The 15,969-nt window shown below is 55.5% G+C and carries 12 protein-coding genes; 6 read left to right on the forward strand and 6 right to left on the reverse strand.

Going from position 1 to position 15,969, the window contains the following annotated elements:
• The 3 genes from M3A44_06800 (at nucleotide 1) to lysS (ending at nucleotide 3,248) form a co-directional block, all read left to right on the forward strand.
• Nucleotides 1-471, forward strand: coding sequence for a chemotaxis protein CheW (locus tag M3A44_06800; GenBank protein MEQ6341359.1), 471 nt, complete (start codon nucleotides 1-3; stop codon nucleotides 469-471).
• Between the two features lie 57 nt (nucleotides 472-528).
• A protein-coding gene (gene prfB, locus M3A44_06805) for a peptide chain release factor 2 (GenBank protein MEQ6341360.1) occupies nucleotides 529-1,627 on the forward strand; the annotation gives its coding sequence in 2 pieces (ribosomal slippage) (nucleotides 529-603 and nucleotides 605-1,627; 1,098 coding nt in all).
• A gap of 121 nt (nucleotides 1,628-1,748) precedes the next feature.
• Entirely contained in the window at nucleotides 1,749-3,248 is a 1,500-nt protein-coding gene (gene lysS, locus M3A44_06810) for a lysine--tRNA ligase (protein ID MEQ6341361.1), read from the forward strand.
• A 3-nt stretch (nucleotides 3,249-3,251) separates the two neighbouring features.
• Here lysS and M3A44_06815 read toward each other — a convergent pair whose 3' ends face one another.
• On the reverse strand, nucleotides 3,252-4,250 hold the full coding sequence (locus M3A44_06815; protein MEQ6341362.1) for a TonB-dependent receptor: 999 nt from the start codon (nucleotides 4,248-4,250) through the stop codon (nucleotides 3,252-3,254).
• A gap of 98 nt (nucleotides 4,251-4,348) precedes the next feature.
• On the opposite strand from M3A44_06815, the gene M3A44_06820 reads away from it, so the two are divergent.
• Nucleotides 4,349-4,936 (forward strand): hypothetical protein, encoded by a 588-nt coding sequence (locus tag M3A44_06820; GenBank protein ID MEQ6341363.1) that lies wholly within the window; start codon nucleotides 4,349-4,351, stop codon nucleotides 4,934-4,936.
• 337 nt (nucleotides 4,937-5,273) lie between these two features.
• Entirely contained in the window at nucleotides 5,274-6,683 is a 1,410-nt protein-coding gene (glnA, locus tag M3A44_06825) for a glutamate--ammonia ligase (protein ID MEQ6341364.1), read from the forward strand.
• Nucleotides 6,684-6,732: 49 nt separating this feature from the next.
• Here glnA and M3A44_06830 read toward each other — a convergent pair whose 3' ends face one another.
• Together M3A44_06830 and M3A44_06835 are read right to left on the reverse strand one after the other, a co-directional pair.
• Nucleotides 6,733-6,975, reverse strand: a complete 243-nt coding sequence (locus M3A44_06830) for a transposase (protein ID MEQ6341365.1) — start codon at nucleotides 6,973-6,975, stop codon at nucleotides 6,733-6,735.
• A 53-nt stretch (nucleotides 6,976-7,028) separates the two neighbouring features.
• Complete coding sequence (locus tag M3A44_06835) at nucleotides 7,029-8,300, reverse strand: NAD(P)/FAD-dependent oxidoreductase (protein ID MEQ6341366.1); 1,272 nt, start codon at nucleotides 8,298-8,300, stop codon at nucleotides 7,029-7,031.
• A 199-nt stretch (nucleotides 8,301-8,499) separates the two neighbouring features.
• Between M3A44_06835 and purL the strand changes: the two genes are divergently transcribed.
• A complete protein-coding gene (purL, locus tag M3A44_06840) occupies nucleotides 8,500-12,405 on the forward strand; it encodes a phosphoribosylformylglycinamidine synthase (protein MEQ6341367.1) in 3,906 nt (1,301 codons plus the stop codon).
• Between the two features lie 303 nt (nucleotides 12,406-12,708).
• Here the strand turns inward: purL and M3A44_06845 are convergent, their stop codons facing one another.
• The 3 genes from M3A44_06845 to M3A44_06855 form a co-directional block, all read right to left on the reverse strand.
• The gene (locus M3A44_06845) at nucleotides 12,709-13,917 is read right to left on the reverse strand and encodes a glycosyl transferase (GenBank protein MEQ6341368.1); all 1,209 of its coding nucleotides are present in this window, start codon (nucleotides 13,915-13,917) and stop codon (nucleotides 12,709-12,711) included.
• 48 nt (nucleotides 13,918-13,965) lie between these two features.
• Nucleotides 13,966-15,132, reverse strand: a complete 1,167-nt coding sequence (locus M3A44_06850) for an IS4 family transposase (protein ID MEQ6341369.1) — start codon at nucleotides 15,130-15,132, stop codon at nucleotides 13,966-13,968.
• 99 nt (nucleotides 15,133-15,231) lie between these two features.
• Nucleotides 15,232-15,933 carry a hypothetical protein gene (locus M3A44_06855; GenBank protein MEQ6341370.1) on the reverse strand — a complete coding sequence of 234 codons (702 nt, stop codon included), beginning with the start codon at nucleotides 15,931-15,933 and terminating at the stop codon, nucleotides 15,232-15,234.
• Nucleotides 15,934-15,969 lie beyond the last annotated feature (36 nt).

Consider the following 15,969-nt stretch of genomic DNA (forward strand, 5'->3'; position numbering starts at 1 on the left):
ATGGCTACAACATTAAATATGATTCACAGCCTGTTGCTGCCGGTACATGGAAAAATGCTGCTGCCGCACGCCACAGTTGCGGAAGTCGTTCCCTATAGTGCCGCTGAACCGGTGCCGCATGCTCCAGTCTGGCTGGCAGGCATGCTGTCCTGGCGGGGCGCGCGCATCCCTCTGGTGTTTTTTGAGGGGGCTTGCGGAGATTCCTTGCCCGTCGCCGCGCCCGCTGAGCAAAAGATCGTTGTGTTGAAAACCTTGGGTGAAGACCCTGATCTGCCATTCATCGCCCTGGTGATGCAAGGTCTGCCGCGTGCCATCAAGGTGGACGCGGATGCCTTGAGCGCCGAGGCCGATGAGTCATCCGTTCCGCTGATCCTGAAACATATTCATATCAACGGGCAAGCTGCATACCTCCCCAATCTTGATGCCCTGGAAAACGCGATTAAAGCAGCGCTGCATACGGTTAATAATTAGCGATACTGTACGAGTATGTAGTAAAATTCCGCTTTTAGCACACAAAGCAGAATATCCATGCTCGAAATCAATCCAGTCGTAAAACACATCAAAGATATGCAGGGGCGTTCCGATGCTCTGAGGGGGTATCTTTGACTATGATGTCAAAAAAGAACGCCTGACCGAGGTTGAGCGCGAGCTCGAAAATCCCGCCATCTGGAACAACCCCGAACGCGCCCAGGAGCTGGGGCGTGAGCGTGTCCAGTTGCTCCAGATCGTCGACACACTGAGTGGTCTGGGCGAGAGCCTGACGGACGCGCAGGCGCTGGTCGAGATGGCGGGCGAAGAGGACGATCAGGCCACAGTCGATGCGGTGGTCGCCGATCTAGACAAGTTGGAAAAAAAACTCGCCGAACTGGAATTTCGTCGCATGTTCTCCGGTGAGATGGATCACAACAACGCCTTCCTTGAAATCCAGTCCGGCTCCGGCGGCACAGAGGCGCAGGATTGGGCCAACATGCTGCTGCGCATGTATTTGCGCTGGGGCGAACGGCGTGGATTTGTCACCGAGCTGATTGAAGTGTCGCCTGCCGAAGTCGCGGGCATCAAGAGCGCCACGATCCGTTTTGAGGGCGAATACGCTTACGGCTGGCTGCGCACCGAGACCGGCGTGCACCGCCTGGTGCGCAAATCGCCGTTTGACTCCGGCAACCGTCGCCATACCTCGTTCTCTTCGGTGTTTGTCTCGCCCGAGGTTGATGACAGTATCGAGATCGACATCAATCCAGCCGATCTTAGGGTTGACACCTACCGTGCCAGTGGCGCGGGTGGGCAGCACGTCAACCGCACAGAATCCGCGATCCGCATCACACATATGCCTAGCGGCATTGTTGTGGCGTGTCAGAGCGACCGTTCCCAGCACAAGAACCGTTCCACCGCCATGAAGCAGTTGCAAGCCAAGCTGTATGAGATGGAGATGCAAAAGCGCCGCGCAACCCAGCAGATACTGGAGGATAGCAAGTCCGATATCGGCTGGGGCAGCCAGATTCGCTCCTATGTGCTCGACCAGTCGCGCATCAAGGATCTGCGCACCGGCGTCGAAACCGGCAATACCCAGGCAGTGCTGGATGGCGATCTGGATGATTTCATCGAGGCCAGCTTAAAAAGCGGCCTGTGAAAAAAGGTCAGTGTAGGGTGCGTTACACGCACCACATTAATTATGAGAATTGAGCGCTAAAGAAACGTCCTGAACGTGGTGCGTGAGACGCACCCTACAACTCGAACCCGGAATTACAAGAATGACTGATCAAGACCCAATACAAGACGAACACCAGCTCATCGCAAACCGCCGCGCCAAACTGGCCGTATTGCGTGAAAAAGGCATTGCCTTCCCCACCGATTTTCGGCGCAACGTCGTGGCGGGTGAACTGCACGCCAAGTATGGCGATAAGGACAATGACTTTTTTGAAGCGCAGCCGGTACGTGTGAAAGTTGCCGGGCGCATGATGGCCAAGCGGCTCATGGGCAAGGCGAGCTTTACCCAATTGCAGGACATGTCTGGCCGCATCCAATTGTTTCTGCAGCGCGACACTCTGCCCGAAGGTGTTTACGAAGAGTTCAAGGCATGGGATGTCGGCGATATCCTCGGCACCGAGGGTGTGTTGTTCCGCACCAAGACGGGCGAGCTTTCCGTAAAAGTCGAAGAGATCCGCCTACTGACCAAGGCGTTGCGCCCATTGCCGGAGAAATTCCACGGCCTGGCCGATCAGGAAACCCGTTACCGTCAGCGTTACCTCGACCTGATCGTCAACGAGGTAACACGCAACACTTTTCGCATGCGCACGGCGATTGTCGATTATATTCGCGCCTTCCTGAATCAGCGTGATTTTCTCGAAGTGGAAACGCCGATGATGCAGGTGATTCCCGGTGGAGCAACGGCGCGCCCCTTCACTACTCATCACCATGCGCTGGACATGCAGTTATTTTTGCGTATTGCGCCGGAGTTATACCTGAAACGCCTAGTGGTCGGCGGTTTCGAGAAGGTCTACGAGATCAATCGCAATTTCCGCAACGAAGGTCTGTCCACGCGCCACAATCCCGAATTCACCATGCTGGAGTTTTATGAGGCTTACGCGGATTACCGCGATCTGATGGACCTCACCGAAGAACTGCTGCGTGGTATGGCGCAAACACTGCTGGGTACAACAATAATCACTTATCAGGGCGAACAATACGAGTTCGGTAAGCCGTTTGTGCGCATGACCCTGAAGGATTCCATCCTGCATTTCAACCCGGAGATCACGCCATCGGCGCTGGAAGATCTGGGTACGGCCCGCGCCGTTGCGCAAGACCTCAAAATCCCGCTCAAGGACAGCTATGGCCTGGGCAAGGTGCAAGTGGAGATCTTTGAAAAGACCGTCGAACACCGCCTGAAAAACCCGACTTTCATCACCGCCTATCCCACCGAGGTTTCGCCGCTGGCGCGCCGTAACGATGATGACCCGTCCATCACCGATCGCTTCGAATTCTTTGTTGGCGGGCGCGAGATCGCCAATGGCTTTTCGGAGTTGAACGACGCCGAGGATCAGGCTGAACGTTTTCGCAAACAGGTGCAGGAAAAAGATGCGGGCGATGACGAAGCCATGCATTTCGACGCCGACTACATCTGCGCCCTGGAACATGGCATGCCGCCCACCGCAGGCGAGGGCATCGGTATTGATAGATTGACTATGCTGTTTGCCGACGCGCCGTCAATCCGCGACGTGCTGCTGTTTCCGCATATGCGGCCGGAGGGATAGTTTTTAAAACCGAACCACCGCCTCTACCATCGCAGCCATCGACTCCCAATTTGCCTGATTGAACTGTGTGTGACCTATTTTGCCATCAGCAAAGTAGGTCACGTCCTTGCCTGGATCGGTAGTCCATTTGCGGTGCTCCAGTGTGACATTGAGTAGAAAACTCCTGGCGATGGAATACGATCCCCCCAGTGATGCGGTATAGCCATTGCCTCGCGCATAATGGGTAAAGCTCAAGGGACGGGCGAATTCGTCCCGCAAATTCCAGTTGGCTTCGGCGGAGTAATCCACCCAGTGGTATTCGAGGCTGGCGATGACGGCCAGTTTCGGCCCCGCCTGTAGCCAGGCGTCCATACCCACCCAGGGGCCTTTCCACTCGGCGTTGTATGTGGTGTTCAGACCGGGAAAGGCGCCGGTGGGCGGCCAAGTCTGGTAACCGTCGGTCATGATCAAGTTTTGCTGGTTGAGAGAATAACCCGCCAGCGGGGTGAGATTGATAAATTTTCCGACCGTTTTATCAAAAAAACGGAAGGTATGTCCCACGCCCAAGCTTGCATCGCGCACATTACCACCCGCCTTGTTGTTGGAGCGGGAAAACTCCATGGTGCGGTTGTCGCCCAGATAATCTGAGTCCTGATTTCGGCCTGTGATGATTTCTCCGTAGCTTGCTGCCCCGCGCATGACCCAATCGTTCTTGTAGGTTATTTTGCCGCCCGCCCGTAGCTGGGCAATGTTCAGGTTGTCCCAGCTAAGTTCAGACAGGATGTTGGGGTTTGTTCCCACTGATGTGCCGGCAATACTCCAATTGAGCCTGTCTTGACGGTAGCCCGCGCTTAGCGAGCCTTCCATTTGTACGTTAGGGGATGCGTGTACGGCGGGCGGCGCGGCGGCGAGCCCTAAAAGCAGTGCATATTGCAGGTCTTGTTTCATTGGTTCCGCTTGTGCTTGGGGCAGGCTAGCTGCGAATGCGGCAATGCATGCCGCCCTACGGTAGTAAATTTTCATGGTGCGCTTCCTGACAGACCGTTTTCCTTAATCTTCCTGCTAAAAACATCGGACATTCTGCCGATAGCTTTAGTAATAGATGAAAAAAGGATGCGTTTATGGAACCCCTGGTGATACATCCAACAGCTACAGCGCAGTGGCAAGCATTGGTTCTTGAGGCTGAGTCCGCCGCAGATCGTCGACTCAATGAGGAGACGGAAAGCTATCTGGTCTTTCTGCTGATGCGTTTTATGGGTGAGGCAGGGGCGGCAAAAAAAGTTCTTGCGCTGGACTATTTGCACGCCATGAATGAGATGGGCCGCGTCCGGCAGGGAAAATTGCGAGATATTGGCGATCTGTGTCTGATCCATGCCGGTCTGTTTCCAGTGCAGGCGGAGCGCCGCCGCGTTGCAGTGAGCTATTTTGTTGATCTTGGGCGTAGTGCTTACTTGCAGCTTGCCGGGTATCTGCATAATAGCGCGGCGGACACCTATGTTCATCTTGCGCAGGATTTTATAGCATTGATGGATGTGCTGCAGAATATGCGCACTCTCGGCGGTAATAGTACCTCGTTGCTCGGCCCTTTGGCCGCCTATGACCTGTGGAATGACACCGGTGCTCGCCATATTTACAGGTCCATGTGTGATGGCGCTAGTGCATTGCCAGTGAAGACGAGCGGGGGCGGCGGAAAACAAAAGTCTCACTAATCTCACAAAAATATCATCAAAACTCTTGCCAGCGGTACTCTTCCAGCGGTAATCTTCGCCGATCCGGGAGTTCTTATGGCGACACCCCGTAATTTTTTGTTAGTCGGCAGCACACTTCAAGTCCTGATATAAATAAAGGCCGCGATAATTTGCTCTATTACGGTGCATTTTCTGTTTAAGTGTGCACATTAATGGTGCGTTCGATAGCTTGCTTATGGCTGTTGCGGCTTTCAACCTGCTGAAGTAACTAATTAATTTTTTATGGCATGCTTCGTGCTTTTGCCGACCTAGATTAGCTCATAACTAAACCCAGATTGCCCTTTGGAGGGGAGTTTAAATGTCCGCAGAAACAGTTCTCAAAATGATTACAGACAACGAAGTGAAATTCGTTGATTTCCGTTTCACCGATACTCGTGGAAAAGAGCAGCATGTATCCGTGCCGGCTTCCACGCTTGATGCCGATGCTTTTAGTGAGGGCAAGATGTTCGACGGATCTTCCATTGCTGGCTGGAAGGGCATTGAAGAGTCCGACATGATTCTGATGCCTGATGCCGATACCGCAGTGATGGATCCGTTCTTCGACGAGAGCACACTGATTCTGCGTTGCGACATTCTGGAACCCCATACCATGAAGGGTTACGACCGTGACCCACGTTCGCTGGCGAAGCGTGCTGAGGCCTATCTGCAGTCCACCGGCATTGCCGACACCGCGTTTTTTGGCCCGGAGCCTGAATTCTTTATCTTCGACGACGTGCGTTGGGGCGCGGACATGAGCGGCTCGTTCTGCAAGATCGACTCGGAAGCGGCTGCGTGGAACTCCGAGAAGGTATACCCGGATGGCAACATGGGGCATCGCCCCGGCGTGAAGGGCGGCTATTTCCCCGTGCCGCCGGTGGATCAGTTCCAGGATCTTCGTTCCGCCATGTGCCTGGCGCTGGAAGATATGGGGTTGTCCGTTGAAACCCATCACCACGAAGTGGCAACCGCCGGCCAGTGCGAAATCGGCACCCGCTTCAGCACCCTGGTTAAAAAGGCTGATGAGGTTCAGATCCTCAAATACGTCATCCAGAACGTAGCGCACGCCTATGGCAAGACAGTCACCTTCATGCCCAAGCCCATCGTCGGCGACAACGGCAGCGGTATGCACGTGCACCAGTCGCTTTCCAAGGGTGGTGATAATCTGTTCGGCGGCAATCTGTACGGTGGCCTGTCCGAGATGGCGCTTTTCTACATCGGCGGTATCTTCAAGCACGCCCGCGCGTTGAACGCCATCACCAATTCCACCACCAACAGCTACAAGCGCTTGGTGCCGGGCTTCGAGGCGCCGACCATGCTCGCCTACTCGGCCCGCAACCGCTCCGCTTCGGTGCGTATTCCGTACGTGCCCAGCCCGAAAGCACGTCGTATTGAGCTGCGCTTCCCGGACGCCAGCAGCAATCCTTACCTGGCCTTTGCTGCAATGATGATGGCGGGTCTTGATGGTATTCAAAACAAGATCCATCCCGGTGAGGCTATGGACAAGGATTTGTACGATCTGCCGGCAGAAGAGGCGAAGAAGATCCCCACCGTGTGCCATTCGCTGGACATGGCCCTGGACGCGCTCGACAACGACCGTGCCTTCCTCACCGCAGGTGGCGTGTTCTCTAACGAGATGATCGACGCCTATATTGACCTGAAGATGAAGGAAGTCACACGCTTCCGCATGACCACCCATCCGGTTGAGTACGACATGTATTACAGCCTGTAATACGTTTTTTTTACCTCATCTGTCTTTTCGCCCCTGTATGCTTTGGCATTCAGGGGTTTTTTATATGTAATTCCAGCCCTAATGTGTTTTTTACAAACGTCCCAGCGGTTCCCCGGTAACCCGCATCGCCCGAGAACGCCGTTATGGCATCATATTTTTCCGAAACCCGCTCGAATGCCGTGGGCGCTGCTTTCGTGCCATGCGTGTTGGCGTCATGGGCCATGACGTGCAGTAAATTCCCCAGCGTATCAACGATGATGTGGCGCTTGCGCTCTTTTATTAAAAATATCAAATTGTTACGTTTATGGGTGAGATCTGGTTAATGCACAGGCGCAAGGCCCACCCTTACTTCAATTTCTCTATCCCCAGCGATTTAAGAATATATTTTTCATAAATCGGTTCTGTTGATCCTTTCTTCATTTTGCCGATGAAGTACTTTTCGAATGCGACCTTGGCCAGATGCACCCACTTGCCCTTCTTCATCCATGCCACGTTACGGGGCGGGATCTGTGGCATGGCGACGAAGGCGGCGCCGGTGTCGCCCATGTCGGCAAGGCAGATGGCGTTCCAGGTGGCCTCGTGGCTGGGTTCGATGCCCGCAATAGCGTCCCTGATGTTGTGGGTTGTGGCGGTGACCATGGATTCGATCATGTAGCCGGTCTTGGGTGCGCCGGTCGGTACGGGGGTGGCCTCCACCGGCGGGATGGCGATGCACACGCCTACGGAATAGATGTTGGGCCAGGCGGGGCTGCGCTGGTATTTATCGACCTTGACGAAGCCGCGTGGATTCACCATCTGCTCACCCAGTGCCGCCACGGCATCGACGCCCTTGAAGGCGGGGAGCATCATCGAGAACTTGAAGGGCAACTGATGTTCCTTGATCGGTTCGCCCTTGTCGTTGTGTTCAGTTACAAACATTACGCCATCTTCCACTTTGGTGGTTTTGGCATTGGTGATCCATTTGATGTCATGCTGGCGCAGCTCGTGTTCCAGCAGGCCTTTGGAGTCGCCTACACCACCCAGGCCAAGATGGCCGATGTAGGGCTCTGAGGTGACAAAGGTCATGGGCACGCGGTTGCGCAATTTTTTGCGCCGCAGGTCGGTGTCCATGATAAAGGCAAATTCGTAGGCTGGGCCGAAGCATGATGCACCCTGTGCCGCACCCACAACAATCGGCCCGGGGTCTGCCAGGAAATGCTTCCAGCGTTCATAGGCCTCCTCGGCATGACCGATGGTACATACCGAGTGTGTAAAGCCGTTGGGCCCCAGCCCCGGCACCTCATCGAAGGCCAGCTTCGGCCCAGTGGCGATCACCAGGTAGTCGTAATCGACAATCTGTCCATCAGCGAGCACGATCTTGTTGTCGGCGGGTTTGATCTCCTGTGCACCCACGGCAATGAATTCAATGCCCTTTTTGCGGAGTGGGGGCGCCAGTGCGAAGGCAGTGTCCTTGCGTGAGCGCCAGCCGACGGCGACCCAGGGATTGGAGGGTACGAAGTGGAAGGTGTCGGTATTGGAGATGACCGTGACGCGGTGTTGTGGCCCCACGGCTTCCTTGATCTCATAGGCGGCGGGTAGCCCGCCGGTACTGGCGCCGATGATAACGATGTGTGCCATGATAGTACTCCTCCATGTTTGATCAGAGTGAAAAAGCTACGCCTTAAATATTAGAAAATATTAATATAATTATCGACGGTCATGCAAACAGATACCTTTACGGAGATCCTACGATATACCAATAGTACGGTGGCGGATATCCTGCCGGGGTGTGCAGTGTTAAAATGTGCCATTATTCAAACTCACCTGAGAGACACCCATGCTCCGACTGCGCGGCACCGTTGCCCTTTCCCCGTTCCGCCTCGAAAAATTGATGGCCGCTGCACGTGAGTGCGTACCCGAAATTGCCAATATTCAGACCGAATATGTCCATTTCGCCGATCTGGAAAGGACGCTGACACCTGTTGAACTCGATCTGCTGGCGAAGATCCTCGATTATGACGCGCAACGCGAGGCGACACTGCCGCAGGGGGAGCTGATGCTGGTTGTGCCTCGGATGGGTACACTCTCACCCTGGTCGAGCAAGGCCACTGATATTGTCCATAATTGCGGACTGCAATCGGTGGGGCGTGTGGAGCGCGGCGTTGCCTATTATTTTGCCAAGGCCAATGGCGCGGCTTTGACCTTCGATGAGCGTGCGGGGCTGGCGGCCTTGATTTATGACCGTATGACCGAGACCGTGCTGACCAGTATGGACGATGCCGAGGGCCTGTTTTTGCAGGCCCAGCCTGCGCCGCTGGTTATGGTGGACGTGCTGGGAGGCGGCAGGGAGGCATTGGTTGCGGCGGATCGCACGATGGGCTTGGCACTGAGCGCTGACGAGATTGATTACCTGCTGGAGAGCTTTACGGCGCTGCGGCGCAACCCTAGCGATGTCGATCTGATGATGTTTGCGCAGGCCAACTCCGAGCACTGCCGCCACAAGATTTTCAACGCGGACTGGGCCATCGACGGTCACCCGCAGGCGCATAGCCTGTTCGCCATGATCCGCAACACCGCCAAGCAAAGCCCTGAAGGTTTGCTGTCAGTCTACAAGGACAACTCCTCGGTCATTGAGGGCCACGCCACCACCCGTTTCTTCCCCGATCATGTGACACGCGAATACACATCCCTGCATGAAGATGCCCACATCCTCATGAAGGTTGAAACGCACAACCACCCCACTGCGATTTCTCCTTTCCCCGGCGCGGCCACCGGCTCGGGCGGGGAGATCCGTGACGAGGGTGCGACCGGGCGCGGCTCCAAGCCCAAGGCTGGCTTGAGCGGCTTCTCGGTTTCGAATCTGCGCTTGCCGGGTGCGGTGCAGCCTTGGGAAGCTGATCACGGCAAACCTGCGCGCATCGCTTCGGCGCTGGATATCATGATCGAAGGTCCGCTCGGGGCGGCGGCATTCAACAATGAATTCGGCCGCCCCGTGCTGTGCGGTTATTTCCGCACCTATGAAGAGCGTGTGCCCGGCCCGCAGGGGAAGGAATTGCGCGGATATCACAAGCCGATCATGATCGCCGGTGGCGTTGGCTCGATCCGCCCCGGCCATGTCGAGAAAAATGTGATCCCGGTGGGTGCGCAACTCGTTGTGCTGGGCGGGCCGGCGATGCTGATCGGTCTGGGTGGTAGCGCAGCTTCCTCAGTAGCCAGTGGAGAGAGCACGGAAGCGCTGGATTTTGCCTCTGTGCAGCGTGGCAATCCTGAAATGGAGCGGCGCTGCCAGGAAGTTATTGACTGTTGCTGGCAGATGGGCGATGCAAACCCCATCGTTTCGATCCACGATGTCGGCGCGGGCGGGCTGTCCAACGCCCTGCCGGAACTGGTGAACGAGAGTGGCCGTGGCGCACGTGTCGAGCTGCGCGCCATCCCCAATGACGACCCCGGCATGTCGCCGATGCAGATCTGGTGCAACGAGGCGCAGGAGCGTTATGTGCTGGCGATACAGCCCGAGCATCTCGATTTGTTCCAGGCGATCTGTGAGCGCGAACGCTGCCCCTATGCCGTAATTGGTGAGGCCACCAACGAAGATCCGCAACTGATCGTGGGGGACGCCCACTTCGATAACACGCCGGTCGATATGCCCATGGCGCTGCTGCTCGGTAAGCCGCCCAAAATGTTCCGCGATGTCCGGCATCATCCCTTCAGTAAGCCGGAGTTCGACACGCACGGCATTGATCTGCACGAGGCCGCGCTACGCATCCTGCGCCTGCCCGCCGTGGCGGACAAAACCTTTCTTATCACCATTGGCGACCGCAGTGTCACTGGACTGGTGACGCGCGATCAGATGGTCGGCCCATGGCAGGTGCCGGTGGCCGATGTAGCCGTCACCACCAGCGGCTTTGTTGGCTACACCGGTGAAGCAATGGCGATGGGAGAGCGTTCCCCTGTCGCGCTGATAGACCACGCCGCATCGGGGCGCTTGGCCATCGGCGAGGCGCTCACCAATATCGCCGCCGCACGCATTGATGATATCAGTGAGATCAAGTTGTCGGCCAACTGGATGGCCGCCTCCGGCCACCCCGGTGAGGATGCCGGGCTGTACGATACCGTCAAGGCGGTGGGCATGGAGCTGTGCCCGGCGTTGGGTATCGCCATTCCGGTGGGCAAGGATTCTTTGTCCATGAAGACCGTGTGGCGAGACGAACAGGGGCAGGAGCAGCGCATGACTGCGCCGCTGTCCCTCATCATTAGCGCCTTTGCGCGTGTATCGGACTGCCGCAAGACGCTTACCCCGCAACTGCGCACGGATCAGGGCGATACCGACCTGATCCTTATCGACCTCGGCAAGGGGCGCAACCGCCTCGGTGGCTCGGCGCTGACGCAGGTCTACAAGCAAGTGGGTCACCATGCCCCGGATCTTGACGATCCGCAGGCATTCAAGGCATTTTTCGCGGCAGTGCAAGCGTTCAACGAGGAAGGGCTGATCCTGGCTTACCACGATCGCTCCGACGGTGGCCTGTTTGCCACCGTGTGCGAGATGGCGTTTGCCGGGCATACAGGCGTCACCATAGCCTTGGACGACTTGGGGGATGACATTGCAGCCGCCCTGTTCTGCGAAGAGCTGGGCGCTGTGCTGCAAGTCCGGCACAGCGATACGGATACCGTGCTCGACTGGCTGCACGGCGCAGGTCTGGGCAAACACAGCCACGTCATCGGCGAGTTGCGCGACGATGACCGCATCGTCTTCACCCATGACCGCCGCGAGGTGCTGGTCGGGCGTCGTGTCGATTTCCAGCGCGCCTGGTCCGAGACCACCTGGCGCATGCAGACGCTACGTGACAATCCCCGCTGCGCGCAGCAGGAATACGACCGCCTTCTGGATGAAAACGACCCCGGCCTGAATGCGGTGCTTACCTTTGACCCCGAGGAGAATATTGCCGCCCCTTATATAAAGCGTGGCGCCAGACCGCGTGTGGCGATCCTGCGTGAGCAGGGCGTCAACGGCCAGGTAGAGATGGCTGCCGCTTTCGATCATGCCGGTTTCGCTGCCTTCGATGTACACATGAGCGACATCATCAGCGGCGATGTCAGTCTGCGCGATTTTCAGGGCATCGCGGCGTGCGGCGGATTTTCCTACGGCGACGTGCTGGGCGCGGGCGCGGGTTGGGCGAAGTCCATCCTTTATAATGCGCGCGCCCGCGACGAATTCGCCGCCTTTTTTGGAAGGATGGACAGCTTCGGATTGGGGGTGTGCAACGGCTGCCAGATGATGTCCCACCTTCACGATCTCATCACCGGCGCCGCACTGTGGCCGCGTTTTGAGCGTAACACTTCGGAACAGTTCGAGGCGCGCTTCGCGCTGGTGGAGGTGCCCGAGTCGCCTTCGCTGTTCTTCCAGGGCATGGCCGGTTCGCGTCTGCCCATCACCGTTGCCCACGGCGAGGGCCGCACCGAATTCCGCGACGGCGCCAGTCCTCAGCAGGCCCTCGATCTGGGTCTGGTAGCGCTGCGCTATGTCGATAATTATGGCCGACCTGCCGAAACCTACCCCGCCAATCCCAACGGCTCCCCTTTGGGCATCACGGGCCTAACCACCCCTGATGGCCGCTTCACTATCTTGATGCCCCATCCGGAACGTGTATTCCGTACTGTTCAAAATTCCTGGCATCCCGAGGCGTGGGGCGAGGAGGGCGCCTGGTTGCGGTTGTTCCGTAATGCGCGCAAGTGGGTGGGATAGTTTTGAGAGCCATCTCGGCCGGCCATGCGCATCAGGTTGTGGGCCAGCGCAAATAGTGTGGCGCTCAATTGCACTTTATGATCAGACGTTGGGGTGGTATGTGGTGTTCATCAGCACATCGACATCTTTCTAGGTTGTATTAACCCGAATATTTCATAAATTACACGTGCCCTCGCTGGTCTTTTGATCGCTATGATAATTTTGCTCAGTCGACCGTATGAATCACTACGGCGCTCCTTCACAAAATTCCCCTATCAATCAAAATCCGGCGCGATCATCACGCAAATTTATGAAACATTCGGGTTAAGCGTTATCCGCGTCCACGGCCATTTTTAGCATCTCAAAAATATCCGGAATGGCTGAGGTCACTCGGTTCCAGTTCGGGATGAGTGGCGTGGTCATTGGATTTTCTATAAACGCCTGGGTTGCCATGGCAATGGCTCTGGTAAATGCTTCTACCGCCATTGCCTCCTCGTGTCTGTCAAATTTGAGCCCGTTGATTGCAGCATCAGCCTCGTATTTCATGATGGTGTCTTCGGCTTGCCGCAAATAGGATACGAGCAGGGACTTGAATAAGCTGTCAGAAAGTATGACTCCCTCCGATGCCAAAGTTCTGAAGATGGATTTGCAGATATCAACAGTCATCCGCATTAATCCTTTCCCCGCGTCATCGGCAGAGAGAGCTTGGTGCTTGTGTTCGTAATTGGCGGCGATATCCACCTGACAAACACGCCGTGGCGAATAGTTCCGGTACACCTCGGCAAGGGAGCCAACCTCTAGCCCCCAGTCCCATGGAATTCTGTTCACCCGTGCCAAGTCCGTGGTCATGCAGAACTCCCCTGCCAGGGGGTAACGGAAGCTGTCGAGGAAAGTGAGAAACCCATGCGGCCCAACGAGCTGCTGGAGAGATCGAATCAGGGGTGTGACCAATAGCCGGGTGACCCGTCCGTGAATTTTGTTTGAGACTCGGCTGTAATAGCCCTTGCAGAACACATAGTCCAGGTTGGGATTAACCACGGGGTAGCACAATCGTGCAAGTAGTTCGCGGCTGTATGTGACGATATCGCAATCATGCAGGGCAATGACATCAGACCTCCCGCGGGCGAGCACATATCCATAGGCCAACCAGGCGGAACGCCCCTTGCCGCGCTCCCCCACGTCAAACCCGTTCCTGGCGAATGTCTTATATATTTCGCTTATCTTATTGCCGTCATTGTGGATGATCTTGACTTCCGTTGATATCGGCGACATGAACTCACGGACTCGCTGAAAATCTTTCACTGAGGCTTTATCCAAGATAAGCACAATTTCATTCAAATATTTTACCTTGGTAAGTTCCTGGACTATCCCGGGCATGGCCGGCCCTTCAAACTCCGAATAAAGCGACGGCAAGACCAGGGCCACAGGCCTAGTTTTCGAAAATCCATACAGTTCAGACTCCAGCCTCTCTAAGGAGGGTTTTCCAAGCTGATGGAGTGTTGTAATGATGCCTGACTGGTAAAAATCAGACATAGTTGATCCTCTCGTTAAATATGTTCGATACCAGAAGTGTCCGGTAATTTAATTGAATAGATTCAATTGGTTATTGTCTTTCTGCATGCTCATTTGCGTCTCCGCATTTTTAAGTAATTGATCGAGTGGCGTTTTCTCGAAAAGAGTCAGGCTCAAAATCTGTAGGATTGTGTAAAGCGAAGCCTCGGTATTGAGCCGCTTTTTCACGATGGCGACCAAGACGTAAACCGCGATGGCGATCCATATTTGCGTCTTGACTGCATTCTCGGTGGTGCCATAGAACCGCTTGATTCGAAGATGCTGTTTGATCCACTTGAAGAATAGCTCGACCTGCCAGCGGCAACGATAAAGCTGAGCGATGGTCAGCGCAGGCAGGTCGAAGTTGTTGGTCAGAAAGACCAGAAACCTGTCGTGTTCGGCATCGTAGAACTTGATGCGTCGCAGGTGCTGCGGGTAATCCTTGCTGGCCTTGCGAGCAGTCAATGCAATGGTCTGGTCGCAGCGCAGTCCAGTGGACTTGTCCACGGTGCGAGAGTAGACGCGACGAAAGAGCAGATTGGATTTGCCACGGATGACAAAGAACGCCTGTGCTTGATGCAGGGTGAACCAGCGAGCGAAGTCGGTGAAGCCACGATCCATGATGTAAAAGCTGCCGGCTTCGGGTATCAGGATATCGAGCACATTGACCTCGTGCATCTTGCCATCGCTGATGTGGATGAAGGTTGGAATGTTGCCGCGCAGGTCGAGCAGCGTATGCATCTTGACGGCAGCTTTGGTGGAGCGGAAGCGTGCCCACGGAAAGACGCTCAAGCACAGGTCGATGGTCGTGGTATCGAGTGCGTAGACCGTCTGTTCCAGTTCGACCGCAAAGCTGTCGCTGGCGTAAAGCTTTCTGGCGGTCTGGATTAAGCTCATCGCGAAATCCGCGTAGATGCGACGGTCGCGTTGCTCGTTGGCATCGGCCAGCGTGCTCTTGGCGATGTTGCCTCGTATGCCCAAGTGATAGAGCTTGGCTTGGTGGGCGCGCAGACAGGTTTCGATGTCGCGCAGGCTTTCGCGGTAAGTCAGCTGCGCGAACGCCATGCAGAGAAATTGATCGAGATGCGAAAAAGTCTTGGTGGGATATTTGGAAGGGTAGCGCTGCACGCAGCGACGGAATGTGTGAAGGGGCAAATGCTCCATGAGTTGTGCGAACACCAACTGGCCTGAATACATGACGGAAACTCCTGGGGGGAAAGCCCCAGTTTCCCAAAAAATTCACGTTCAAGTCGGTGACACCCCTAAACACACACTTTCCTATTCAACATCATCATGTTATATAGCCGTCTTTGCGAAATTGCCGGACACTTCTGGTTCGATACCATTCTTTTTTTCCTCAGCCCGCTTTTCTGTGGACTCCCTTTCTATCATCCGTCTTGCCGCATCAATGCCACCTACACCGAAAGAAATCGCGAGAGCGATCACAATGCCGCCGAAGATGATCGAAAAGGCGGCGTGCACGATACTGGGTGCAATCTGGAGCTGTTCCATGGGCATGGCCAGAATCAAAACAATCAGCAAGGTGCGTATGGCCTGAGCAAGGAGTTTGGCATAGTGATAACCACTATTTACAGCGGCAATCAATATCCCTTGGCTGATGAATCCGGCAAGTACATAGCCGAAAATCAGGATCATGGCAGCAGAAAAAACGCGAGGCATATAACCGAAGAACTGCTCAACCAGATTGTCGATTGTCCGTGTATTGAGGGCGCTCAGGCCAATCATCAGCGTGATGATTATCAGCAACCAGAAAATGATCGTGCCGAGTGTGGCCGAAGGTTTGGCCCAGATGCCCCCTTTGCGCATAAGCGTGGTAAAGCCCGTCCGGTCAGACCACCTGTCGAAGTTGATGGCTGTAAGGGATTTTACGACCATGAACCTGACGACCCGGGCCAGAACAATTCCCGATATCAGGATCACAAGCATGGCGAGAAGGTTGGGCAAAAAAACCTCGAACTTTGAAAAAACATCTTGCAAGGGGTCGCGTATCAGACTCAAAAAATCTGTCATGGC

Source organism: Gammaproteobacteria bacterium (assembly GCA_040183005.1).
Taxonomy (GTDB): Bacteria; Pseudomonadota; Gammaproteobacteria.

Bases quoted from the DNA above. Each gene is read 5' to 3' on its own strand.
- M3A44_06800 (MEQ6341359.1), top strand. From the start codon at position 1: ATGGCTACAACATTAAATATGATTCACAGCCTGTTGCTGCCGGTACAT.
- lysS (MEQ6341361.1), top strand. From the start codon at position 1,749: ATGACTGATCAAGACCCAATACAAGACGAACACCAGCTCATCGCAAAC.
- M3A44_06815 (MEQ6341362.1), bottom strand. From the start codon at position 4,250: ATGAAAATTTACTACCGTAGGGCGGCATGCATTGCCGCATTCGCAGCT.
- M3A44_06820 (MEQ6341363.1), top strand. From the start codon at position 4,349: ATGGAACCCCTGGTGATACATCCAACAGCTACAGCGCAGTGGCAAGCA.
- glnA (MEQ6341364.1), top strand. From the start codon at position 5,274: ATGTCCGCAGAAACAGTTCTCAAAATGATTACAGACAACGAAGTGAAA.
- M3A44_06835 (MEQ6341366.1), bottom strand. From the start codon at position 8,300: ATGGCACACATCGTTATCATCGGCGCCAGTACCGGCGGGCTACCCGCC.
- purL (MEQ6341367.1), top strand. From the start codon at position 8,500: ATGCTCCGACTGCGCGGCACCGTTGCCCTTTCCCCGTTCCGCCTCGAA.
- M3A44_06845 (MEQ6341368.1), bottom strand. From the start codon at position 13,917: ATGTCTGATTTTTACCAGTCAGGCATCATTACAACACTCCATCAGCTT.
- M3A44_06850 (MEQ6341369.1), bottom strand. From the start codon at position 15,132: ATGTATTCAGGCCAGTTGGTGTTCGCACAACTCATGGAGCATTTGCCC.